This is a genomic window from Marinobacter sp. SS5-14b (genome assembly GCF_030541005.1).
GTDB lineage: Bacteria > Pseudomonadota > Gammaproteobacteria > Pseudomonadales > Oleiphilaceae > Marinobacter.
The window spans coordinates 60,820-83,837 of record NZ_JASSVM010000003.1 but is presented as its reverse complement, the minus strand read 5'-3'; the positions used below and the strand labels follow the sequence as shown (position 1 = coordinate 83,837).

Annotated in this window: 30 protein-coding genes and 1 pseudogene; 11 read left to right on the top strand and 20 right to left on the bottom strand. The window is 55.8% G+C overall.

What is annotated here, in order from left to right; genetic code table 11:
- Nucleotides 1–60: 60 nt before the first annotated feature.
- The 6 genes from QPL95_RS08035 to QPL95_RS08010 all read right to left on the bottom strand — a co-directional run bounded on the left by QPL95_RS08035 (nucleotide 61) and on the right by QPL95_RS08010 (nucleotide 5,877).
- On the bottom strand, nucleotides 61–759 hold the full coding sequence (locus QPL95_RS08035; RefSeq protein WP_303290465.1) for a crotonase/enoyl-CoA hydratase family protein: 699 nt from the start codon (nucleotides 757–759) through the stop codon (nucleotides 61–63).
- Between the two features lie 87 nt (nucleotides 760–846).
- Nucleotides 847–3,444 (bottom strand): DUF2339 domain-containing protein, encoded by a 2,598-nt coding sequence (locus tag QPL95_RS08030; protein ID WP_303290464.1) that lies wholly within the window; start codon nucleotides 3,442–3,444, stop codon nucleotides 847–849.
- 27 nt (nucleotides 3,445–3,471) lie between these two features.
- Nucleotides 3,472–3,846, bottom strand: a complete 375-nt coding sequence (locus tag QPL95_RS08025; RefSeq protein ID WP_303290463.1) for a hypothetical protein — start codon at nucleotides 3,844–3,846, stop codon at nucleotides 3,472–3,474.
- A 21-nt stretch (nucleotides 3,847–3,867) separates the two neighbouring features.
- Nucleotides 3,868–4,662 carry an SDR family oxidoreductase gene (locus tag QPL95_RS08020; protein WP_303290462.1) on the bottom strand — a complete coding sequence of 265 codons (795 nt, stop codon included), beginning with the start codon at nucleotides 4,660–4,662 and terminating at the stop codon, nucleotides 3,868–3,870.
- A 27-nt stretch (nucleotides 4,663–4,689) separates the two neighbouring features.
- Nucleotides 4,690–4,998, bottom strand: a complete 309-nt coding sequence (locus QPL95_RS08015) for a hypothetical protein (RefSeq protein ID WP_303290461.1) — start codon at nucleotides 4,996–4,998, stop codon at nucleotides 4,690–4,692.
- A 114-nt stretch (nucleotides 4,999–5,112) separates the two neighbouring features.
- Complete coding sequence (locus QPL95_RS08010; protein WP_303290460.1) at nucleotides 5,113–5,877, bottom strand: helix-turn-helix transcriptional regulator; 765 nt, start codon at nucleotides 5,875–5,877, stop codon at nucleotides 5,113–5,115.
- Between the two features lie 155 nt (nucleotides 5,878–6,032).
- Here QPL95_RS08010 and QPL95_RS08005 point away from each other — a divergent pair, with 155 nt between their 5' ends.
- On the top strand, nucleotides 6,033–6,302 hold the full coding sequence (locus QPL95_RS08005; protein WP_303290459.1) for a YiaA/YiaB family inner membrane protein: 270 nt from the start codon (nucleotides 6,033–6,035) through the stop codon (nucleotides 6,300–6,302).
- 4 nt (nucleotides 6,303–6,306) lie between these two features.
- Nucleotides 6,307–7,026 (top strand): PspA/IM30 family protein, encoded by a 720-nt coding sequence (locus QPL95_RS08000; RefSeq protein WP_303290458.1) that lies wholly within the window; start codon nucleotides 6,307–6,309, stop codon nucleotides 7,024–7,026.
- 49 nt (nucleotides 7,027–7,075) lie between these two features.
- Here the strand turns inward: QPL95_RS08000 and trxC are convergent, their stop codons facing one another.
- Complete coding sequence (gene trxC / locus QPL95_RS07995; protein WP_303290457.1) at nucleotides 7,076–7,513, bottom strand: thioredoxin TrxC; 438 nt, start codon at nucleotides 7,511–7,513, stop codon at nucleotides 7,076–7,078.
- 161 nt (nucleotides 7,514–7,674) lie between these two features.
- Here trxC and arfB point away from each other — a divergent pair, with 161 nt between their 5' ends.
- The 7 genes and pseudogenes from arfB to QPL95_RS07960 all read left to right on the top strand — a co-directional run bounded on the left by arfB (nucleotide 7,675) and on the right by QPL95_RS07960 (nucleotide 12,319).
- Entirely contained in the window at nucleotides 7,675–8,088 is a 414-nt protein-coding gene (arfB, locus tag QPL95_RS07990; RefSeq protein ID WP_303290456.1) for an alternative ribosome rescue aminoacyl-tRNA hydrolase ArfB, read from the top strand.
- 241 nt (nucleotides 8,089–8,329) lie between these two features.
- Nucleotides 8,330–9,052, top strand: a pseudogene (locus QPL95_RS07985) (cytosine permease); the annotation flags it as partial.
- The gene (locus QPL95_RS07980; protein ID WP_303290455.1) at nucleotides 9,052–9,582 is read left to right on the top strand and encodes a PucR family transcriptional regulator ligand-binding domain-containing protein; all 531 of its coding nucleotides are present in this window, start codon (nucleotides 9,052–9,054) and stop codon (nucleotides 9,580–9,582) included. The pseudogene QPL95_RS07985 and the gene QPL95_RS07980, both read left to right, overlap by 1 nt.
- Complete coding sequence (gene codA, locus QPL95_RS07975; protein WP_303290454.1) at nucleotides 9,579–10,835, top strand: cytosine deaminase; 1,257 nt, start codon at nucleotides 9,579–9,581, stop codon at nucleotides 10,833–10,835. Before QPL95_RS07980 ends, codA begins: the two co-directional genes overlap by 4 nt.
- Nucleotides 10,836–10,846: 11 nt before the next feature.
- A complete protein-coding gene (locus QPL95_RS07970) occupies nucleotides 10,847–11,059 on the top strand; it encodes a penicillin-binding protein (protein WP_303290453.1) in 213 nt (70 codons plus the stop codon).
- Between the two features lie 7 nt (nucleotides 11,060–11,066).
- On the top strand, nucleotides 11,067–11,603 hold the full coding sequence (gene thpR, locus QPL95_RS07965; RefSeq protein WP_303290452.1) for an RNA 2',3'-cyclic phosphodiesterase: 537 nt from the start codon (nucleotides 11,067–11,069) through the stop codon (nucleotides 11,601–11,603).
- Nucleotides 11,604–11,734: 131 nt separating this feature from the next.
- Complete coding sequence (locus QPL95_RS07960; RefSeq protein WP_303290451.1) at nucleotides 11,735–12,319, top strand: sterol desaturase family protein; 585 nt, start codon at nucleotides 11,735–11,737, stop codon at nucleotides 12,317–12,319.
- 54 nt (nucleotides 12,320–12,373) lie between these two features.
- Here the strand turns inward: QPL95_RS07960 and QPL95_RS07955 are convergent, their stop codons facing one another.
- From QPL95_RS07955 to QPL95_RS07910, 10 genes are all read right to left on the bottom strand, one after another.
- Nucleotides 12,374–12,697, bottom strand: a complete 324-nt coding sequence (locus QPL95_RS07955) for a hypothetical protein (RefSeq protein ID WP_303290450.1) — start codon at nucleotides 12,695–12,697, stop codon at nucleotides 12,374–12,376.
- A 91-nt stretch (nucleotides 12,698–12,788) separates the two neighbouring features.
- A complete protein-coding gene (locus QPL95_RS07950; RefSeq protein ID WP_303290449.1) occupies nucleotides 12,789–13,691 on the bottom strand; it encodes a hypothetical protein in 903 nt (300 codons plus the stop codon).
- 183 nt (nucleotides 13,692–13,874) lie between these two features.
- Nucleotides 13,875–14,570, bottom strand: a complete 696-nt coding sequence (gene mtgA / locus QPL95_RS07945) for a monofunctional biosynthetic peptidoglycan transglycosylase (RefSeq protein WP_303290448.1) — start codon at nucleotides 14,568–14,570, stop codon at nucleotides 13,875–13,877.
- Between the two features lie 125 nt (nucleotides 14,571–14,695).
- The gene (locus QPL95_RS07940) at nucleotides 14,696–16,435 is read right to left on the bottom strand and encodes an amidohydrolase family protein (protein WP_303290447.1); all 1,740 of its coding nucleotides are present in this window, start codon (nucleotides 16,433–16,435) and stop codon (nucleotides 14,696–14,698) included.
- Between the two features lie 89 nt (nucleotides 16,436–16,524).
- Nucleotides 16,525–16,983, bottom strand: coding sequence for a DUF4112 domain-containing protein (locus tag QPL95_RS07935; RefSeq protein WP_303290446.1), 459 nt, complete (start codon nucleotides 16,981–16,983; stop codon nucleotides 16,525–16,527).
- Nucleotides 16,984–17,020: 37 nt separating this feature from the next.
- Nucleotides 17,021–17,452, bottom strand: a complete 432-nt coding sequence (locus tag QPL95_RS07930; protein ID WP_303290445.1) for a DUF3010 family protein — start codon at nucleotides 17,450–17,452, stop codon at nucleotides 17,021–17,023.
- A gap of 28 nt (nucleotides 17,453–17,480) precedes the next feature.
- The gene (locus tag QPL95_RS07925) at nucleotides 17,481–17,825 is read right to left on the bottom strand and encodes a PBPRA1643 family SWIM/SEC-C metal-binding motif protein (protein ID WP_303290444.1); all 345 of its coding nucleotides are present in this window, start codon (nucleotides 17,823–17,825) and stop codon (nucleotides 17,481–17,483) included.
- Nucleotides 17,826–17,964: 139 nt separating this feature from the next.
- Entirely contained in the window at nucleotides 17,965–18,144 is a 180-nt protein-coding gene (locus QPL95_RS07920) for a hypothetical protein (protein WP_303290443.1), read from the bottom strand.
- Nucleotides 18,145–18,183: 39 nt separating this feature from the next.
- Nucleotides 18,184–18,822 carry an SDR family oxidoreductase gene (locus tag QPL95_RS07915; protein ID WP_303290442.1) on the bottom strand — a complete coding sequence of 213 codons (639 nt, stop codon included), beginning with the start codon at nucleotides 18,820–18,822 and terminating at the stop codon, nucleotides 18,184–18,186.
- A 93-nt stretch (nucleotides 18,823–18,915) separates the two neighbouring features.
- A complete protein-coding gene (locus QPL95_RS07910; RefSeq protein WP_303290441.1) occupies nucleotides 18,916–19,371 on the bottom strand; it encodes a GatB/YqeY domain-containing protein in 456 nt (151 codons plus the stop codon).
- A 62-nt stretch (nucleotides 19,372–19,433) separates the two neighbouring features.
- Here QPL95_RS07910 and QPL95_RS07905 point away from each other — a divergent pair, with 62 nt between their 5' ends.
- Together QPL95_RS07905 and QPL95_RS07900 are read left to right on the top strand one after the other, a co-directional pair.
- Nucleotides 19,434–20,327 (top strand): patatin-like phospholipase family protein, encoded by an 894-nt coding sequence (locus QPL95_RS07905; RefSeq protein WP_303290440.1) that lies wholly within the window; start codon nucleotides 19,434–19,436, stop codon nucleotides 20,325–20,327.
- 90 nt (nucleotides 20,328–20,417) lie between these two features.
- Nucleotides 20,418–21,086: a glutathione S-transferase gene (locus tag QPL95_RS07900; RefSeq protein WP_303290439.1), complete on the top strand. Its 669-nt coding sequence runs from the start codon at nucleotides 20,418–20,420 to the stop codon at nucleotides 21,084–21,086.
- 125 nt (nucleotides 21,087–21,211) lie between these two features.
- Here the strand turns inward: QPL95_RS07900 and QPL95_RS07895 are convergent, their stop codons facing one another.
- From QPL95_RS07895 to QPL95_RS07885, 3 genes are all read right to left on the bottom strand, one after another.
- The gene (locus tag QPL95_RS07895) at nucleotides 21,212–21,865 is read right to left on the bottom strand and encodes a PEP-CTERM sorting domain-containing protein (protein WP_303290438.1); all 654 of its coding nucleotides are present in this window, start codon (nucleotides 21,863–21,865) and stop codon (nucleotides 21,212–21,214) included.
- Between the two features lie 395 nt (nucleotides 21,866–22,260).
- Nucleotides 22,261–22,638: a nuclear transport factor 2 family protein gene (locus QPL95_RS07890; RefSeq protein WP_303290437.1), complete on the bottom strand. Its 378-nt coding sequence runs from the start codon at nucleotides 22,636–22,638 to the stop codon at nucleotides 22,261–22,263.
- A 51-nt stretch (nucleotides 22,639–22,689) separates the two neighbouring features.
- Nucleotides 22,690–22,851, bottom strand: coding sequence for a hypothetical protein (locus QPL95_RS07885; protein WP_303290436.1), 162 nt, complete (start codon nucleotides 22,849–22,851; stop codon nucleotides 22,690–22,692).
- Nucleotides 22,852–23,018: the final 167 nt, after the last annotated feature.

The window sequence follows — 23,018 nt, the reverse complement described above, 5'->3', positions numbered from 1 at the left end:
CTCTCTGCGTCAGACCAATACAAGAGGCGGCCAGCACAAGCGCCAGCCGCCTCTTGTCCATCAACCCAGTACGTCGAAGTGGGCAACGTCCTGTTCAATGCAGCGGTCCAGCAGTGCCAGATAATCCGCTTTTACCTTAAGCTTGGTTTGCTTATGGGCTTTCATGTTCAGCTGCTTGAACTGCGTGGCCACCGCCTTTGCACGTTCCATCAGCTGCTCCGGAGCAACAACCTCATCCAGGAATCCGGCCGAGATGGCACCTTCCGGATTGAAGATTTCCGCATTCACAACCGAACGATAGAAGTAAGGCGCAGGCATACGGTGGCGAGCGATTTCAATACCGGCGTGGTGCATGGTCATACCAATCGCCACTTCATTCAGGCCCAGCTTGAAGCTGCCTTCAACACCGATGCGATAGTCCACTGACAGCAGAACAAACGCACCTTTGGCGATGGCGTGGCCACTGCAGGCGCCGATCACGGGCAGCGGAAAAGCAGACAGGCGGCGAGTCAATGTTGAACCGGTTTTCACCAGCGCCATGGCCTCCTTCGGGCCCTTCTGCATTTCCTTAAGATCATACCCGCCGGAGAACATGCCTGGCTGGCCGGTAAGAATGACGATGGCCTTGTCCTGCTCAGCGCGGTCGAGCGCAGCATTCAGCGCTTCAAACACGTCATGGCTCAGAGCATTGGCCTTGCCGTTATTCAGGCTGATCGTGGCAATGCCGTCGTTCAGTTCGTAAGTTACGAGTTCTGTCACCTGGGTGTCCTCATCTACTGCTAATCAATTAAGTGAGTGTTTGTTAACTGTATAGATAACGCCTGCCATCGGCAACGCTGTCGGGCGTCAAGACACATCAGAGTTTTCTGCCAACTCTGGATCAGTGCGCCGGGTTCTTCGGTACATCCACGCCAGCCCCAGCAATGCCAGGCCAAGCCCCATAAAGGCGGCTACCCGCCAAAGCCCCTGCAGGCCGCTCATATCAATCAGGAAGATCTTTGCGATCACCACACCCAGCAGCGCCATTCCGCCCTTGTACAGCCATTCTCCGCCCGAACGGGTCGACCATAGAATGGCCGCCACGGCATACACCATACCGATCACAGAATAGGTATAAAGCTCGCCCTCACCCACTCCGTGCCACCAGGCCATGGCACTCCCCTGCCATAGCTGCCGGATTTCCAGAACGGTGAACAACAAAAAGCCTGCCGAAGCCACACACAGAACCCAGCGGCGTGGTACCAGGTCTGAAAACCGACTGATGGCCAGGGCCAGCACAACCGGTGCGCCGTAAGCCAGTAAAAGCAGGTTGAACACCGGCGTAGCGCCAATCGTCCCGCTATGCCACCAGGGGTTATGAACCGTCACCGCAACCAGATAACTGATCGCCGAGAGGATGGTCAGCACCGAAGCAAATAACCGGTATAACCAGACGAGAGACTGACTGGCGCGGGCGCGCACCACATAAACAATGCCCAGCGCACCCCACAGTACGGTATTAAGCGCCGCCTCGGTAAGGCTATACTCCCGCGCAAAAATGTCGCCATCGTAGAGCCAGTACCGCAATTCGGCGCCCAGAAACAACACCAGCAAATGCAAAGTGGCACCTTCCAGCCAGGGCCGGATGGCGCTATTTCTGCCCGCCATCCAGGTGGCGACCGCTGCAAACAGTGTAGTCCCACCGTAAGTCCACAAAGACCAGTGCACACTGGCATCATAGCTTTGCAACCAGGGGTTGAAGGTGAGCCGCGCAACGACCACCGCCAGAATCACTTTTAACAGCAGATGGAGCTCCAACGCCTGATAGCGCCGGGCCAGCCATACCAGGCTGACAAACTGGACAGACAAGGCAAGTGTCAGAGAGGCTTCCCGCAGCCACATCACCACTGCCAGGGAGTAACAGGCGTGGGCCGCCAGAATAGCCCACACAAGCCCCGACCGGTACGCTCCCCGGCGCTCCATCAACCAGGCCAATGCACCGTAAACAGCGCCAGCGAGGAGGGCAACAAGAGCCCAGGCACCCGAAGGGGAGCCGCCCTGCACCAGCAACCAGCCGACCACCAGCCACACCACAGGCGAAAGCAGGACCAGTGAGCCCCAGCGCCTGAGATCCAGCTGCTGCCGCCATTGCCATAGCCCGGACAACACGGTTGCGATCGCCGCAAGCACCAGATAGATCAGTAAGCCCGCATGATGTTCAGCGCCCAAGGGCAACAACAGAGCATGTCCCGAACTGCGTCCGGCATAGCCGAGCCAGCCGGCGGCGGTTGCCAACACGGCTGCCCAGGGCAGGTACCAAAGCGCACCGCGACTGACCGGCGTCAGAATTGCAACCGGCAGCAGCAATAACCATGCAGCAAACAAAGGCATTGCCAGCGGCTGCTGAGCGATGGAGGCACCCCAGGCCAGCAACAGAATAATGAAGATTTCCCGCCGCCGGCTGGCATCAATCCTCGGCTCTCCGGGAGCCACAGAGAACAACACGAACAAGGCAGACAGATAGCACGCCAGCGCCACCGCATCATGAGCGGCGGACACCACGAGCAACCACCACAACAAGGCACCTGCCAGCGTGGAGTACCAAAGCCAAGGGCGGAACACGAACCCCATCAGCAAGGCCGAACTGAGCGTGATCAGAAAGCTGTAAGTGAGCACAAACGCCGCACTGCCGTCTTCACCGCCCACCAGCACCGGCACCAGATAGGCACCACCCAGACCCATCACTGCGAGCAAAGGGCCGTGCAACAACGACAGCACCATGGTGACAAGAGATACCACAGCGAGGCCCACCAGAGCGGTGACCGGCCCGATCAAATCATAATGATGGACACCCGCCAGCAGAGCCGCATACAGCGTAATACTGCCGCCACCCGCCAAGGCCGCGAACACCTGATCGGTGCCCATATGGCGACGCCGAAACACCTCTGCAGCACCGTGCAATGCCAGACCACTCAAGATGGCCAGCAGGAACTGCTGCACCGGGCCGATCAACCCGGCATTGATGGAGTGACTGACCATGAAGATGCCCGCCAGGCTGACACTCAGGCCACCAAGCCAGACCATCCAGTTTTCTTTAAGCGCGGCAATAACCCGGCTTTCGATAGTGGGGGATGAGCGCAACGACTCAACGGGCACGGGACTGGATACCGGCGCCGCCTCTGACGATTCAACCGGCTCCGGATATGAAGAAGGGGCGCTCGCAGTATGCACTGAAGGCAGCGGAGCAAGGTCAGCAGCGTGGGGCTCGGGATCAGCAGAGGAAGGCTCGGGAACCGCACGTTTCAGGTCAGCAACCTGACTGCGCAAGTAATGAACTTCACGCCCCAGTTCTTCGATCCGGAAATCCTGTTGTTTGCGCTGGCTGAACGCCAGAAGCCCCAGCAATGAACCGATGGGAACGAGCAGGGCAATACCTGCAAGTGCGAGATAGAGAATGGCTTCCATGCGTATATCCCGAATCCTTTAACAACCTCAGGGCTGAACAACCCCGGAGTGACGTACCAAACAGTTCATCATGGTAATCGATACATCCCGGAATACCGCATCCGATGTCACGTTATCCGGAAAGTTGTCGTACACCAGTCTGCGGCAGGATGATGTGCGGGAGTCGGCGAGCTCAACGCACTCGGCATAGGCTTGCGAATCACGGCCTTTAGTGGCTTGCGCGCACAGCTCGGGGATCTGGGCAATGGCCAGATCCACCACATCGCTGCGCTTGGCCGGCTTTGTTGCAAGCTCTGTGAAACTGGCGGGATCGGCAGGAGCGGAAGGCTCCCGAGTCTGGCTCCAGAGTACATAAATAAGTGCACCAGTAACCAGAGTCACCGTAACAACAGGAAACTTCATCAGCACAACTCGCCTTGTGGGTTATTTCATCGAACGGGTGAGCCGGAATATCAGCTCCGGTGACAGGCGCTTCACCCAAAGTGCCGCCATTTCTTTGCCTTTGCCGACAGGGATTTCGCGCTTTCTGGCTTTCAGGCCTTTGAAAATCACCTCAGCACAATCATTCACATCCATGCCCCCGGCAATGTCATCATCCAGCTTGCCGTACACCGAGCCGTCTGCCGCCAGGGCATTCCTGGAAATGTCGGTTCGAATAAAGCCCGGCACAATGGTCGATACATAAAGCCCTTCGTCTTCTACCTCAGCCCGCAGAGCATCGAAAAAACCCATCACCGCGTGCTTGGCCGCGCAATAACCGGACCGCTGAGGCACGCCAACCTTACCCGCGACGCTGGCGGTTACCGCCAGGTGACCGGAACCGCGGTTCAGCATATGCGGAAGCACCGCCTTGGTCAGGGCAATCTGGCCCATGACATCCACATCCATCAGCTTCTGATAGACCGCCAGTTCGGTATCCTTGCAGAGTGACCGCTGAGACACCCCTGCGTTATTCACCAGCAAATCAACCGCACCAAAACGATCCAGAACGGTTTGCACGGCGCCGGGAAGAGCGTCCCACTGGGTCACATCCAGCGGTAACACCAGAATGTGATCCTCCGGCAGCCCCGCTTCAACACAACGGTCTGCCACTCGTTTCAACTCGTCTTCGCGACGGGCAGACAACACCAGCCCGGCGCCATCTTTGGCGAACTGGAGGGCCAGGGCTTCGCCAATGCCAGATGAGGCACCGGTAATCCAGACAGTTTGAGACGACATAAGCTGACCCTCCAATGGGTGAAACGATTAGTTGACCGGCTGGCAACCGCGAACGGCCAGCGCAATATTCGCACTGGCTTTGATCTGCTCATAGTACTTGGACGCCTGGTTCACACCCATTTCGGCATATCCGCCGGCGGTGGGGTTCACTAATTTGCCAAGGTCCGCCAGTGCATCGGCAGATTGCCGGTCTCGGCTGTAGGCATCAAAGGCCTGGTAGATTTCATCACAGGTTACCCCGTCGCCATCCGTTGCGGCAGAAGTCATGTAGGTTGAGGTCTGGCATCCCGCCAGCAGGGATACAACGGCAAGTACTGCAAAATAAGAGGTTTTCACGTAGTAGGTTCTCCGAAGGCCTGAATGGTCTGTTCAGAAGGTTCACGGATACTAGCAGAAAAGGTTCCCGATCACCGAGCACAGCCGCGCCGCGCAAAACAGCCCGCACTGACTTTAGCGGGTGGGGCCAGGATAGGATTTGCCGGCCTCAGGCCGTCGAAGGCTGGCGAACGCGTCTATCTCCCATGGCCGCATCGCCATCAACAGGCTGACGCCAAAACGCTGGTCCAGCGGCAATGCCAGATCCTCTTCATGGCAGTGCCGGAACTCCAGCGCCAGTCTCTTCAGTTTCTGCTGAACCGACTCATTGGACTGCGGCGAAAGCATACCGCTCACAAACAGCCTTAACTCACCGGGCTGGGTGAACCGGCACTTGAGAAAATCCTGCTGCACCTCGGTTTCAAAAAAGCGCTGTATCGGCCCGCCGGGCTGCCACGTGAAATCATGACTCACCAGCAGCTTGATCCGATTGCCAGGCAACAACTCCACCACCCCCATTCGATCAAGGCGGGCGAGATAGCGAATGAGATCGGTCTCCGGCAGTTCATAATTCCGGTGAATCTCATCAAACTGCCACCGATTCATCGCACACACGGCAGTCAGCAACAGACGCGCATCCGACACCAACTCCCGTTCCTGCTCCAGAGTCAGCTGCTCTACTCTCGGCTCTGGTGCCAGCTTCCGTACCAGATCACTGATTTCCATGCCCATCAGGGTGCAAATCTGGTCCAAACGTTTCAATGAAAACTGCTTGTCGGAAAACAGGCGCTTAACACTCGCTTCCGAAAGCTCAAGCGCCTGGGCAACATCCTGGTAGGTCAAACCGTGAGACCTGAGCTGCCGCTTGAGTTCACTGACAATCGCACTCGTTTGCGCCATCGCTGCACCTCCTTGTTTGTGCGGGACCGGTCAAACGTATCATTATTCAATACGCCACGCATAGACTACCAATACCTTTCTGGAAGCGCTCGCACCGCCCGGGGCGATATCGCAAAGTTCAGTCGTCCCAACCACATGGTCAAAAGGAGCTCATCATGGACAGCGAACTGAAAAGCAATTCCGCATCCTGGGTATTTTTTGTGAAAGTTTCATTTGCCGTTGCGCTGTTTGCCGCCGCCGCTGGCGTGGTACTCGCCCCGGTGGACCTGGTGCTCAAGGGCTACATGGCAATCAGCGCCCTCTTTCTGGTGAGCACCACTATTACTTTGTCCAAAACACTGCGCGATGAGCACGAGCAGCACCGGATTGTTAACCGCATATCCGAAGCCCGAACCCATCAGCTACTGAAAGAATACGGGGAGTAATCTCATGAGCATCTGGCGCAAACTGGAAACCCTGTTTCGGGCCTCGGCCCACGAGCCGGTGGCGAAACTGGTCGATGCCAACGACATCCGTATCTTTGAACAGGAACTAAGGGATGCCGAGCAGGCCATTGCACGCTCCAAACGTGAGCTGGCTTGCCTGATGGCTGAGAAAACCCGCCTGGAGCGCGATAACGAAGCCTTGCAGTCGGTCGTTAACAAGCGGGAGCTACAAGCCAGCCAGGCCCTGGAAAAACGCCAGGACCCACTGGCCCTCGAACTGGCCAACCTGATCGCCGAAGATGAAACTCTGCTACAACGCCAGCAGCAACAACATGCACGGCTGCAACAGCAGGAAGCCCAGCTCCGGCGCCAACTCCGGGACTCCAGCCGGGCACTGAAGCACTTCTACAGTGAAATGCGCCTGGCGAAGGCAAACCGGCATGCCGAACTGGTCACCCGCCAGCTACAAGGCCACGCACGAGGCTTGCACAGCCATATGGAAGAACTGAACCTCTCGGCAACCCGGATTCGAGCCAGGCAAACCGAAGCCGAAGATGTCCAGGCAGCATTGACCGAACTGGAACACGAACAGCAAAACGGCGATCTGGATGCGCGCCTGAAAGCTGCCGGTATCGACAACGGCGCCAGTGATGGCGAGAAAGTACTTGCCCGACTCAGGTCGGCACAAAAACCTAACCCTGAAGGTCATCAACCTCAGCCCTGATCCCCAGGTCAGGCCGCAGAAAGCCGGCCTGACCTGCCCCCCATAGGCTTTACAGCTGACTTTGCAACCACTGGTTGATCTGGGATTCGCTCATGGCGCCGCTCTGGCGGGCGACTTCCCTACCGTTCTGAAACAAGATCATGGTGGGAATACTGCGAATACCGTATTGCCCGGAGGGCCCCTGGTGTTGCTCGGTATTCAGTTTGGCGAAACGCACTTTACCCTGCCACTGTCGTGATGCCTGCTCGAACTGCGGCGCCATCATCTTGCAGGGGCCACACCAGCTGGCCCAGAAATCCACCAGCACCGGCACATCACTGCGCCCGGTATGGGCTGCAAAGTTCTGCCCGGTCAACTCCAAAACCCGATCCGGCCACAAGGGTTGTTTGCAGGCTCCGCAGTTGCCACCGGCGGCCAGCTTGTCCTCTGGTACTCGGTTTACTTTGTGGCAATGGGGGCAGACAACATGTTTGATATCAACTGACATAACGTTTCCTCACGAGCATCTGTTCTCTTCAAGATCGAGGCTGAATACCTAAAAATCAAGCACTAGCCGCTGATTCATCACTTCTGATCGGGTGATTGATTGCGTAGGATGAGACCCGCAAGAACCCGAAGATAAACATCACTCCAACCGTGTGCCCGATTATGCTGAAAATTTCCAATGCCGTAGAACTTGCCGACTGGGAAATCGAAATCACCCAGATTCGTGCCCAGGGAGCCGGCGGCCAGAACGTCAACAAAGTGGCCTCAGCAGTGCACCTGCGTTTCGATATTCAACGCTCCACCTTGCCGCCTTTTTACAAAGAGCGCCTGATGGCACTGTCCGATCAGCGCATCAGCAAAGACGGTATTGTGGTGATCAAGGCGCAGTCATTCCGCACCCTCGAACTGAATAAAGAGGATGCCTTGGCGCGTCTGCGAGAACTTATTCAGGAAGCGGTAAAGTTTCAGAAAGCCAGGCGCCCAACCAAGCCTACGAAAGGCTCCCAACGGCGACGTGTTGATAGCAAAACCCAGAAGGGAAAAACCAAAGCACTCCGCGGCAAGGTGAAACTATGAAGGAAACCAGAGATTACGCACCATTACGGAGAATCCTGCATTAAACCGCACCAATACAACGCAAAACCCAATCAATAACACGTTCACAGCGCCTGCCATTGTGCAGAATGCACATTAGCGGCTTCGTCATCTGAGTCCTTTCACCCAAAAGACCGCCTCATGGCACAAAGGTTGCGATCTCCTCATGCGTTGACTCATGATACGGAGAGATCCCAATGACTGCTCAGGTTACCCCACAAGAACAGGATTACTCGCCATCACTCCGACCAGCGACATGACTGTCGCCGCAGCCATCACCCTGGTGTTCGGCACCTTTGTCAGCGGCGGCACACAGGCTACTAACTGGACCCGTTTCGCCAAATCCGGCAAAACCGCGGTCATCGCAACCCTGCTGGCGTTTTTTCTGGGCAACGGCCTGATGACCCTGATCGGCGCCTTCGGCGCACTGGTGTATCAGCAGGCCGATATCGTGGACATTATGGTTGCTCAAGGGCTCGCAACCCTCGGCATCCTGATGCTGTTCCTGAACCTCTGGACCACTCAGGACAACACCGTCTACAACTTTGCCGTAGCCGGCTGCAACCTGATCCGTACACGTCGGCGCAAGATGGTCACCGTTGTTGGCGCTGCCATTGGCACCGTCCTGGCGGTAGCTGGCATGTATCAGTGGCTGATTCCGTTCCTGGTACTGCTGGGCACCTTTATTCCGCCCATCGGCGGCGTGATCATGGCCAGTTACTTTATCGGCTACAAACGCCAATACCCGAACCTGGCTACGACAACACTGCCAGCATTCAACGTGCCCGGCCTGGCGGCTTATGCCATAGGTTCCGCTGCAGCCTATACCTCGCCGTGGATCGCCCCTATTGTCGGCGTACTGGTGGCGGCCTTTAGTTACAGCGTGGTTTTGGTGGTCAGCCAGGCCGTGCGTGAACGCCGTGCGCTGGTTATGGGAGCTGCCTGATGGTACTTCGATGCCTGGACGTACCCAAACTGCCGGGGCTCAACGCCATCCGGCTTCGCGGCGGGACCGCCGCCGCAAACAATCCGGTGCGCTGGCCCTATCTGGCCGAGAACCGTTCCTTCAAAGATTGGGTCAAAGGTGGCGAACTGGTGTTCGTCACGGGCATCAGTCGGCATCGCAGCCCCCAGAATCTGGCCGAATGCCTGTATGAGGGCAAACAATGCGGAGTTTCCGGACTGGTGATGCTGACCGGCGACGCGTACATTGGTCAGTTACCGAATACTTTGTGCCATTTGGCCGACGACCTGGCCATTCCATTGTTTGAACAGCCCTATTCCCTGCCCATGGTCGAAGTCACCGAAGCCATCAGCAGGGCGATTGTCTGGGCTGAGCACACCGGTCGCGAGCCCCTCGATGCCGATACACTGCCCGACGAGCCCGACCGGGCAGAGCGCTTTAAAGCACAGCTACTGGCTCACCTGCTGATGAAACCAACACCACCCGTGAGCCGTCATCAGGAGACACTATGACTGAACAACTGACCGCCATCGTAAATGCCCGCCTGCCCGGCCGCGAAGGACTGCACAAGCTTAGCATCGCCAACGGCTGCTTCACCGACATCACCGCCTTGTCCGAACTGACCACCGCCGGCAGCAACGAACTGGACGCCACCGGCAATCTGGTCACCCCGGCCTTTGTCGAACCCCACATCCACCTGGATGCCGCCATGACCGCTGGCGAGCCACGATGGAACCAGAGCGGCACCCTGTTCGAAGGTATTGAGTGCTGGGCAGAACGCAAATCCACCCTCACCCACGACGATGTGATCAAGCGCGCCACCCAAACACTCAAATTGTTCGCCGCCCATGGCATCCAGTATGTGCGCACCCACGTGGACGTAACCGATCCCAGCCTGACCGCCCTCAAAGCGATGCTCGAGGTACGTGAGCAAACCGCCGGGTTCGTCGATCTGCAGATTGTCGCGTTCCCTCAGGAAGGCATCCTGTCTTTCAAGAACGGCCGTGAACTGATGGAAGAAGCCGTGCGCCTGGGCGCCGATGTGGTAGGTGGCATCCCACACTTCGAATTCACCCGGGATTATGGCGCAGAGTCTGTTCGCTGGCTGATGGAGCTGGCCCACAAGCACGACCGGCTGGTCGATGTGCACTGCGATGAAATCGACGATCCGGAATCCCGATTCCTGGAAGTGCTCGCCGCTGAAGCCTTACGCCTGGATTACGGCTCCAGAGTAACCGCCAGCCACACCTGTGCCATGGGTTCCTATAACGATGCTTATTGCAGCCGCTTGTTCCGCCTGCTGAAAAAATCCGGCCTGCGGTTCCTGTCCATGCCCACCGAAAGCCTGCATCTGCAGGGCCGTTTTGATGGCTACCCAAAGCGCCGGGGCCTCACCCGCGTACCCGAACTACTGGACGCTGGCCTGAAAGTCGCCTTCGGCCAGGATTCCATCCGCGATCCCTGGTACCCCATAGGCAACGGCAACATGCTGCGCACTCTGGATGTTGGCCTGCACGCCTGCCACATGCTGGGCATGAGCCAGATTGAACGGTCGCTGGAACTGATTACCGACAACGGTGCCGCCGCACTGGATCTGAAAGACTATGGTATCGCCAAAGGGCTGCCTGCACGGTGCATTGTTCAGCAGGGGCAAACGCCCTATGAAGTATTGCTCGGACAACAACCCGTGCTGGCATCTGTCCGTGACGGAAAATTGCTGATCAAGAGGGATATCGTAAAATACGAGACTGACCTGACTTTTTGAGGAACAGCCCAATGACTGACGAAGACACACTCACCGCCCTGAAAACCGCATTTACCTTCATGCCCCAGCCGGTGGAGGTGAATCGGTTCGAATACGGTGACGATGCTGATCGCATTCTGGCGCAAGTGAATTTTGTGCGGGAGGTTCTGATCAGCCACGGGATTGACCCGGAAGAAGTCGCAGGCGACATCAATCCGGACTCTTCACCGAATTCCTGTTACTGAAGGGCTTATGCCAAAACTGTTTTTCGGGCTCGATATCCCCGAAGCGCTCAAGCCAAGCCTGCTACGCGTTCAAACGCCGATTTGCGGAGCACGCTGGCAGAGCGAACAACAGTTGCACCTGACGCTGGCCTTTCTTGGTCAGGTGAAGGAGCAGCAAGTCGCCCTCGCCCTTGCTCTGGCCCGGAAGGTAACCGCCTCATCGCTGGAACTGAACGTGCGGGGCGTAGGTTGCTTCGGTTCGCCAGAACACCCGAAAATCTTATGGGCCGGTATAACACCGGAGCAACCGCTGAAAGAACTGCAGCAAAGCCTGGCAACACAGCTGACCAACGGCGGGTTCAAGCTCGAAAACCACCCCTTCAAACCCCACATCACCCTGAGCCGCTTCAAAGCCCAGGCAGGCTCCGTTGCAACTTTGCTGAAAGCCCACGAAAACACGTTCTTCGGAAGACTGCCGGTTCATGATTTCGTGCTTTTTAGCAGCACGCCCGGGCCAGACGGGTCGGTTTATACGGTGCTTGAGCGGTTTTCTTTGGCGCCCTGACTGGCACCAACGAAAACCGCTCACCAATGTCCATTCCCGCCAACCGGCCGGAAAATCTGACGTAAAATAGCAACCGGCTTTGCCCGGCCACGTGGCAGGATAGCACTACACTGTCCGTAGGATGCGACCCCATGATTGGTTTTCCCATTGCTTTGATCTTCGCCAATGGCTTCGAATGGTACGCGCACAAGTACATCCTGCACGGCACCCCTCGTCCGGGCCAGCCTCGCTACAGCCCGATCCCCAAATCCATGAAAAGCCACTGGCAACACCACAAAATCGTGCGCACCACTGACTACCAGGATGAGGGGTACGAGGAGGGGCTCGACAACTGGCGCACACGGGATGAAGTCACGTCACTGCTCAAGCTGACCGCCATTACCTCACTGGCCATGCCGGTTGCACCGTTCTTCACTCTGGGCACCTATTACGCAGCGGCGCGCTATTTTTACGTTCACAGGCGTTCGCACCTGGAGCCGGAATGGGGCAAAAAAACCATTCCGTGGCACTACGACCATCATATGAACACCAACCAGGATGCCAACTGGTGTGTCACCCGCCCGTGGTTCGACTACATTATGGGCACCCGGGTCATTGCCAACCCGTCTCTCGCCGAGAGCAACCCACTGGGCATTCCGATGCCCAAGGTCATTGAACGTCCGTTCAACAGCATCTGCAGGAAGCTGCTCCCTGACCGCTGCATTGAAGCCGTCTAGGTCTCAGTGTGGCCAGGGGCCGTTCACTGGCGAGGGGCACCAGCAGGTATAGCCTTAGCCAAAGTAATCCTGCATCCAGTCGACCAGCATGCTGGCGTTCATATCGGCAAGAGCCATCTGCTTGAAATCGTTACCCACCTCGTCCTCCATGGTGACAAACTGGTAGAGCAACACACCGGGTTGCTCATCATGGAGAATAAGCGTGATACGCCTGCGAGTGCGCAGGCAGTCAATCGTCATCACATCCGCAGGAATGCCGGCATCTCGCATGCCTCGGCGCACCTCCACCACCGGATTGATAGACTGATGCGCCGCCTGGATTCGGGCATGCGCATCGCTGGCCATGTCGGAGAGAGACTTCAGGGGATCTTCATGCATGGGAACCGGCTCACTCTGAAGCTATGTGATTGGCGAAAAGCCCATACTAGCCCAATCGTGAGCGCGGATAAAAAACTGTTCAACAGCCCCTTCAGGCCAGAGCAGCATCCCCTGCTTCTGCCTCATCTGCCGGCAGAGGGTCTGCCAGCAGAATATCGCGGAAAGACAGGTAGTAGGCACCACTAATAACCGCTCCGGACACGAACAACACGAGGAATGCCATCACGGTGATAAAGATCGCCGAAGCGCTTGATGCACTGACCAGAATGAATGGAGCAAACAACAGCTGGCTGAACGCCAGCGCATTCACTGCAAAAAACATCAGTACGAACAGGTTCTTGAAACTGGCACGGAAGCTGTTAACCGTGGCATTCATCGCCCCCTGGCGCGAGACAACAATCAACGGAATCGCATAGCAAAACAGTGCGAAAAACACCGTTAGAGCAGCAAAGCCGGCAACGACTGCAAGCACCACCCAAACCATTCCGCTCTGCCCGCCGGAACTCGGTCCCATATAGCCGCCGTATTGCCCCATGCCGGACATCCAGCTCGATATATCGATAACACTGAATACCCAGTAGCCGACGCCCGCCATGGCTAATGATGCCACTGCCATCAAAACGACCATCAGGAGAATATGAAGTAACGAATGTCCTCCGAAGCCTGCAAACACCTGAGAGAATCGGGGACGACCTTCAGCCACCGAATGAAACATGGCGATCAAACCCGCATTGAGCAGCAGCGTCAGGAGTATGATGGCCGCTACGATCAGGACGATCGTGCCGAAACCACTTCTGGAGATAGTACTGAACAGCCCGACTTGTGCCAGAACCGGTGCCAGAATAACCAGAAAATAGGCGGGTAGAATCACGCCCCAATTCTCGCGAAGTAACCGCAAAGACCCTGAAATCCAGCTCAGCGGTGGTCCGGCCTTTATTTTGCGCGGTGTCACAGGGGGGCGTTGGGACAAATAGGTTTCAGATTGGGTAGTCACAGCAGGAAGTCCTTAATTTGTTTTCCAAAATCAATGACCAGAACTCTGGTCGCTCCAAGAGGCCGCACGGTAACAAATCATGTCCCGGATGGTTGCGCAAAATTGTCCCCTACCAGTGTGAGATATTGCCCCACCGGCATCGGGGATCGCATTTCCGGTTCCCTGCTTTGCATTGATCACTGACTAAAGCCCTTCGAGATACCGCAGCCCGGACAGCTGATCCATCTGCCCGAGAATCCAATCTACCCGCTCCTGCACATAAGTCGTCGGCGAGGTAACACTCAAAACATTGGGGTTTGGCAATACCGCTGCCAACCGGGCGGCCTGATTTTCCGAGAGAAACCTCGCCGGAATGCCGAAGTAAACCTGACTGGCGGCCTCCACCCCATAGATGCCGGGGCCGAACTCGGCAATGTTCAGGTACACCTCCAGCACCCGCTGTTTTGACCACAGGCCGTCGATGGCCACGGCCAGGCCGGCTTCGATGGCTTTGCGAACAAAACTGCGGCCATTCCAGAGAAAAAGATTCTTGGCCGTTTGCTGAGTGATTGTACTGGCACCACGAAGCCCCTCACCCGCCTTGTGTTCCGATACGGCCTTACGGATGGCCTCAAAGTCCACCCCCAAATGGTGCGGGAACCGCTGATCTTCACTGGCAACCACCGCCAGAGGCATCCAGGGCGAGATCTCGGTCATCGGCACCCACTCATGCCGTATTGGCTGGGGCGCACTGCCGACCTGATAAGCCAACATGAAGGCCGATGTGGGAGGATTCACAAATCGCAACAACAGGATCAGCACGAACAACAGCGCAATCAAGCCTGCGAATGTGAGCGCGAGCCAGCGCACGGATGTGCGGACCAAAGACGTTTTCGCCATTAATTGAACCTATTGAACCACGGATGAACCGAACAAAGCCGAGTAAATCGCAGATGTTAGCGGATGAGACCAGGGCCAGCCGTTACGAAATGGAAAGCAGAACCCCTCGCCCCCCGGTTTCAGATCTATTGGGCGGGAATAAATGCACCAAAACCCATAGCGCGACCAAACTCCGGCGAAAACTCCTCCTCATCCACTGCCAGCTTTCCGTTAATCAGCACCGTCTTCACAATGCCCGGGTTGCGGTTGACCAGGCGTTGCAAGTCAAAATTTTCCATCTCGCCCCAGTACACCGCTTCCAGGTTCTGGCCAAAGCCTGCCGGGTCCAGCACTACCACATCAGCCCGATCACCTTCGCGGATCTTGCCGGCGTCTATGCCGAACCAGTCGGCCTGGTCACCGGTAAGCCGATGTACGGCCTGCTCCATGGTCATTATCGGATCGCCTTCCTCGATGGACTCGTGCACCAGCTTCAGCATTCGCAGTGGCAGGTTGTAGAACGCCATATTGCGGATATGGGCACCGGCGTCGCTGAAAGTGATCAGAGAGCGAGGATCTTTAACGATGCGTTTGAGCACCTGCTTACGATGGTTACCCACGGTGGTATACCAACGAATTTTCTTGCCAAACTCCACCACCAGATCCAGGAACAGATCCACCACATGAATGTTGCGAGCCCTGGCGACCTCTTCAAAATTTTTGCCGATCAAAGATGAGTCCGGACAATCAATGATCGTGGCGTCGCCGAAATCCCGCTGCCACACCCGGGGGCTAAGCTTCTCGCCGTAGAATTTTCGGAACTTTCGGCGGTAAGCCTCATCTTTCAGCAACTCATTGCGCTCGACAGCGTCTTTCAGGTCCAGAGCCATTTCACCAGCCCCAAACTCTTCGAAAAAGACCACATCAATGCCATCGGCATAAACGGTGAACGGCGTGGGTAATACCTGCCACCGAAAATCACCACGCAGGGCGTTGGTAAACAGTGACGTCAGCTTGGTGAGGTTCGTCAGGTAGGCGCTGCCTTTGAGATCCATCTGGCTGATCAGGGTGGTTTTCAACGGTCGACGCAGCCAGCCCAGGCATTCACGCACATACTGAAGAATCTGCAACGGTGTGGCGGCATTCGGCGCGCCCTGATGCACCCGATTATACTGGCGCACCAGCTTGTTCAGACGGGCGATTTCCGCCCACTGAGCGTAGGTGCTGGGCAGGCTCTTGGACCACTCCCGGTCGCCGTCGATTTTGTCCCACTTCAGACACATGGTCGACAGCCCCAGAAAGCCCTGATCGAGGGCTTCCTTGAGATGCGTCTCCATGGCCTGCATTTCCGCTTCGGTTGGCCGGATTTCAAGATCGGTGGCCCGGCTCAACCCCATCACGCCAACCCGTAAATCACTGTGCCCCAGAAAGCTGACCACGTTCGGGCCGAGGGGCATCTGTTTTATATGCTCCACCCACTGTTTCGGAGTGGACCAGGTTTTGTGGGCTTTCAGGATGGGGAGCACACGCTCCCGGGGAACAGTTTCCACCCGGGTAAAAATGTCGGAGGCATCTTCGTAATCACTGCAAATCATGCTCAGAGAGCAACTGCCCACGAGCACCGTGGTCACTCCATGGCGCACAGACTCCGACAGGCTCGGGCTCACCAGCAACTCAGCATCGTAATGAGTATGGGTATCCAGAAACCCCGGGGTGACCCACTTCCCCGTAGCATCGATCACACGTTTGGCATCAGTATGAGCAATGGGGGCAGCGGTGACCTTGGCGATACGGCCATTTTTGATTGCGAGGTTACGAATAGCAGAAGGAGCTCCGGTGCCGTCGAAATAGCGGCCGCCTTCGATGATGACGTCGTATTGAGCCATGACTGTGTCCCTTCAGGGTCTTGTTATTGTAGGAGTTCAGCGCTTTCAGGATAGACGAAGACGAAAAAAATAGCCCCGCAAAAAAGGCCTTACAGAAAAAGTGTGAGTCCGCCGGTCACAACGGCAAAAAGAATGGACAACCAAATCAGCGTCACCCAGGGAAATGGCGGTGGAGGCGGCTCTATCTCCAGCTGTTTTTCGAGGTAGTTCTTCAACAAACGCGTATTACGGGTATTGGCTTTGAAAATGGCGTCAAACGCATCACCCACCACCGGCAGCATCCCGCCAATAAAATCGACTCCCATGTTACGCAGCATGTTCAATTTGACGGCCTTGCTGGCTCCAGCGCGCTGCGCCTCGACCAGCACGTAACCGGACAGCACCAGGCCCGCCAGGTCGCCCACCACCGGAACCAGACCGATGATTGCTTCCACCCCGAACTTGAAGCGTGTGAAAGGAATACCAATACTGCTATCCGTGAAACGGCTGAAGGTCTCGAGCCGTTTCAGGATTGCCCTTTGCCGGGCTTCGGTGGGTGGTTGTGCCATGCCGTCTCCAAGTGCCACTCAACAAAAGGGTTGCGGGTTATTTCGCCATCAAACCAACATACGCGGCGATAAAAGCAGTTTCCTGAAATACCTTCAGGCCGGTCTCAGAGAACGGAATGGGCAGCGGTTTGGCGGCCAAGGTGGATTTGATCAGCGCAGGTGTCAGCAGCCTTACGTCCAGCTCAGGATCGGCAATCAGCTGAATAGTCGCTTCCAGCTTGAAGCTGATGGCGCCACCGGCAAATTTACCCTTCGGCATCCGCTCTTTGATCGCGACACTGGACACCTCATGCTCCACCATCAACGCCGCGAACGCCGCCTGAAACTGTTTCAGATCCTCCCGTGTGTGGTTCTTGCTCAAAGAGAGCTTGCGTACCTTGCACTCCGGCAGGCTGAACTGCCCACGGTCCAGGCTCAGCAAACACACCACGGCATCACTGCCCGTCAATTCAACACCACAAATAGTCATTAGAATTCTCTCATTAACCGAAAAACCATCAGCCGCAGCACTTCTTGAACTTAAGGCCACTACCGCAACTGCAGGGGTCGTTCCGGGAAGGTGCTTTGGTTGTGGTAATGGTCGAAACCTTGTTCAGAATGACGGTCAGCTCGGCAATGGATTCAACTGCGCCTTCACGGGTATCCACTGTAATAGTCGCGTAGAGACCTGCCTCAGCCACCTGGGCTTCAATCTCTTGTTTGCGCGCCTCACTGGTCACCACCAGCGTTAATGGGTACTTCTTACTTCCACTTTTCTGGCTGGCCTTGGTCTTGAAGCCGCCGTGGGCGGTGTGGTGCTGGCGAGCGTCCTGCCGACCCTTGTAGAAAAATTTGTCTGACATGCTGAGATCCTGATGAATGGAAGAATACCCGGTTACTCCAGGAAACACTGGCGACGGCTGGGCGACGACGTTTTAGCATGCTTACGGGGCCGGAGATATAGGCGTTACCCTTTAATTCTGAGGCCGGCACCAAACAACATCACATAAAGTAATGCCGAAGCAGCTGCAGCACTAGAGCCAGCGCCATCAAGGGTATAAACCACCGCGTGATCTTTCCGAAGTCCCGGGCTTCGCCTTTTGGAGCATACTTCTCCACCAACGGAATAATAACGATGAGAGCAAGAAACAGAAGCGCCAGAATGGTCAGTAAGGTGCCCATCAATATCTCCCGGTTGCTTTCATTTGCCAGCTGACATGGTTACAAACTTGCCAGCGCATCTTGTACCGGCGTACCCCCCGCCACCACATCAAACACCCGGTTATCGGTATTGTCGGAGTCCAGAACCGCCAGCAACACACGGGCAACATCCTGACGTGGAATTTCACCAAACGTCTCCAGCCGGGTGCTCACTTCCACTTTGCCACTGCCATCATCATTGGTCAGCCGCCCCGGGCGCACGATGGTGTAGTTCAGACCGCTGCTCTTCAGATGTTCATCCGCGTTCCGTTTGGCCTGAAGGTAATGGCGGAGTTTTTCGGGCCCTTTCTCGGGCTCTTCCGCTCGCATAGTGCTCACCATAATAAAGCGTTTAATACCCATGGCCTTGGCAGTATCCACCAGCTGGATGGCACCGTTCTGATCCACATCAATGGTTTTATCCGGCCCGGTATGGGGCCCGGAGCCTGCAGTAAAAATAACCGCGTCGCAGCCTCTCATGGCCTCGCTGCAATCGTGCTCCAGATCACCCAGTACCGTTTCTGTGGCGCCCAGCTTTTGCAAGTCGGGCCCCTGGTCCGGGTGCCGAATCAAAGCCCGCGCCTCATGACCGCTGTCTGCCATTTCCTGCAACAAGTGCTGCCCAATTTGTCCATTGGCTCCTGCGATAAATACGTGCATGGCGGATCTCCATATTGGCGGATTTGTGTCACTAACTCCTGGAGCTGAGTGCGCTGAGCACTCAATTCAAGGCATCGAAGACCGGTGCTCGCATCAGCCTGCCAGCGCCACCCGCACTTTCTTGCTCAGGTGCCCCATATCAACCCTGCCGGTTACCTGCGGACGCAGCTCATTCATCACACTACCCATGTCCTGCATACCCTGGGCGCCGGTTGCGCTGACAGCCGCACCAATCAGGCCGTCCAGTTCATCATCAGACAACGCAGCAGGCATAAACTCTTCAATGATCAGCATTTCTGCCCGCTCCTTGTCGCCCAACTCCTGGCGACCGGCATCGTCGTATTGACTGGCTGCATCACGGCGTTGTTTGAGCATCTTGTCCAACACCTTCAGAACATCGTCATCCGTCAGTTCGCGGCGCTCATCAATTTCAATCTGTTTGACGGCGGCTTGCGCCATCCGCAAGGTGACCAAGCGAACCTTATCCTTGTTCCGCATCGCATCTTTAACTGCGTTGCTCAGTTGTTCCTTGAGTGATAGATCCGCCATACTCCACCTCCGTTAACATTAATTTGAAGTTTTTAATCTGTAATATCATCAGGCTCTCATGCATGAAACTCAATCCCTTTAATACCCGCATCGGCCTGGCTCTGGGTGGCGGTGCCGCCAAGGGTATTGCTCACATCGGCGTTCTTAAAGCCTTTGAAGAAGAGAACATTCCCATTCATTGCATTTCAGGAACCAGCGTCGGAGCACTGGTCGCAAGCTATCACGCCTTCGGTCGCCCCGCAGAGTCGATACTGTCCATCTGCTCCACGTTAAACCTGTCCAAAATCCTTAACTTCACTCTCGAACGTGGCGGGCTGTTCAGCACCAACGCCATTCGCGACATGATCCACCGGGACCTGGGGGATGTCCGGATCGAAGATGCCAACATTCCCCTGGCCATTTGCGCAACGGATATCGAAACCGGCGAGCAACTGATCTTCCGGGAGGGAAACCTGGCAGATGTCGTCTGTGCATCCATGGCGGTGCCTGGCTTGTTTGTGCCCGTAGAGATCAATGGCCGGACCTTGGTCGACGGTGGGTTGGTCGAAAATGTCCCCATATCCCCATTGGCTAAAATGGGTGCTGGCATTACCGTGGCCGTTGACCTTAGCCATGTCAGCCGGTACCCAAAACCGGACAACACTTTTGATGTGATCACCAACGCCATCAATATTGGTATCGACTTCAACACCCGAAAACAGCTGAAAAACGCCGATATAGCAGTGCCGTTGGATCTGAGTGGATACAGCCTCACCAACAATGCCGACCGGGTGGACGAACTCTACCAGGAGGGCTACCAACCCATGAAAAAAACGATACGCCGAGTACTCTGGTACAAGCGGATGAATGTTGTTATCAACCTGATAAAAGCAGCCAGAACCCTGTTACCGTTTAAAGTGCCTGAGATTATCAAGGATCTGAAACGCCATATCTTTGCGGCAAAAAATCACAGTTAAAGCGGCAGAGCACATTATTGGTGAACCAAAAAGCCGTTTTAAGACTACTTTACTGACGTGCCCATTTTCCAATGCGAACGGAGTTTCTGCATGATTACACTTCACCACCTAAACAATTCACGCTCACAACGTATCCTGTGGATGCTGGAAGAGTTGGGTGTGCCCTACGAAATCCAGCACTATGAGCGTGACCCCGAAACCATGCTGGCCCCTGCCAGCCTCAAAAAAGTTCACCCACTGGGCAAATCACCGGTGATCACCGACGGTGATCTGGTGGTGGCAGAATCGGGCGCCATCATCGAATACCTCGCCCACACCTACGGCAAAGACACCATGCGGCCCGAAGGAAGCGGCCAGGCCTGGCTGGATTACACCTACTGGATGCACTACGCCGAAGGCTCTTTGATGCCGCCGCTGGTCATGCGCCTGGTATTTGAGAAAGTAAAAACCAGCCCGATGCCGTTCTTCATCAAGCCCGTGGCCAAAGGCATTGCCGACAAAACCAACCAGATTTTCATCGGCCCGATGATCAAAACACACCTGGATTTTGTGGAAGCCCACCTAGCGAAAAATACCTGGTTTTTGGGGGATAAGCTGAGCGCGGCCGATATTCAGATGAGCTTCCCGCTCGAGGCGGCCGTAGCCCGGGGAACTGTTGGTAGCAGCCGGCCCCACATCACCGCCTGGGTTGATCGGGTGCACGCCAGACCGGCTTATCAGACGGCTCTTGAAAAAGGTGGTGAGTACGATTTTGCGTGAGTCATGACAGATTTAAGTCATGAGCCGATAAAGGCGACTATTCTGATCAAAAGCCAGCACGGACTCATCAACAGCTTCGGGGTGCTTCGCCAGTACGGGCAAAGCACCCTTCACCTGTCTCATTCTCAGGTCGCGGACTTCCTGCGGCGCGACAAAGCCATACCGAACAGCCCTAGACCAATCAGCCCCAAGGTAGCCGGTTCCGGTACCTGAACAGCTTCTGCATTCACTTCAATAGCATAGCCGGTGCTTCCGCCATGGTCAGCGCGGAGAATTTGCAGCGCGTGATTGCCAGCGGCGATGCCCGAGAGGTTAATGTCGTACTCATTTAGGTTGGCGCCGCCAGAAGCCGTTGCGCCAAACAGGAATGTGCCGTCGAGCCACAAAACGATGCCGTTATCCACGCCCACGTCTATGGTCAGGTCAGAGAGGCTACCAAGAAAGAAGTCGTAAACGATGGCGGTTTCAGTATTGACCGTCCAAGAGCCAGGAATAGCTGCGCCCGCAGCACTCCAGGTACCGCCGGTGTAGTCGCCATTCAACCAATCCGCACCAAACTCCGGAGTAAAGGTAAAGCCGGGGTCTGCCGCCAACACAGTCGTTGGGTCACCCTCACTGCTACCCGCCCCCAAAAGAAAGCCGCCCGGGCCATCCATAGCAGCAAGATCACCGAGCCCTGAGTTGTACCGCCCGGTCGTTGAGTTGTCGATGATCAACACCGCATGAGCCTGAACTGAAGCCGCAAACAGAGCACTGGCAATCGCAATTTTAAGTTTCATCGGTTGCTTTCCTATAAGTGGGCGCCAAGTAAGGCACAAGACAAAATATGATCAAGCAACGCGCATACCAAAAAATAACTTTAATGAAACTAAAAGCTTGCCGGAAAGCAAAATTGATTCTGCAAAATAGCCTGACACTTTGAGCGCATCGTAGATGCGACTCATTTGCAGTAACGAAACCATTTCAATTGCCGACCCTATCAATCTGGAGACTCTAAACGGAGTCACCTTTCACCATTGACCACGGGAGCTTTGACAGAAGGGTTGTGGGCGGACACAGCATCATCGATATTGACGACGTGAAGCAAGAAAGCCAGACAGGAAGCGTCGTTAGAACCAGCGAAGCTTCCGCCTGCACGCGCGCGGAGGATATCCAGAGAGTGGTGCTTTGGTCTTCACCCCGCTGACGGCAGAGTACCTCCCAACATGTTTTCAACCACTGCGGCATTGTAAAAAGTTTCGACGCTCCGGATTTTACCGTCCCGAACCCGAAACCACACGGCAAGGCGCACGTCTCCGATGGGTTCGAAGTGGGTGCGGTAATCAAGAATCGCAAACACATGTTCACCGTCAGCACTCAGGTGGCGGAGAACCAGATCCTTCTGGATAGCAAACATACCAAACTGATAAGTCAGCATATCGTCCCGACTGAGGAACCGCATGTTCGGCCCCACATATTCAAAGCCTTCCGCCGCCAGCCAGTCTTTCGCCTCATCCAACCGCTGCGCACGAATATCGGCAATGAATTGGGCCACCATCTCCTTTGGCTCCATACACACACTCCAACTTCAAGAATGCCAAACTGACCGCCGGCGCCAGCGGTTTTAGCTGGTTTTAAGGTTAATCTGTTTCGAACCTGTAGAAGCGTATTGCCCACTCTTACCTTTAACAACCTGCTCAACAACGCCGCCAGATTTCAAAAAAGCAGCCGTTTGCTCTTCAATCATCGCAGTCGTTAATGTCGCTTTTGCGGGTTTCTTACTCATAGTGTTCTCCAGGTCAACGGTTGGCTTGGTCGCCAACCTGAGCCATCCATCATAGCTGAAATGGGGAAAAATTGTTTGGTGTACGCGTTACTCATTGGGCGCATCCTGCACTCCACCTTGCAAACCATTCATAAAATAAACTACAACTTCGCTATGCACAGCCCATT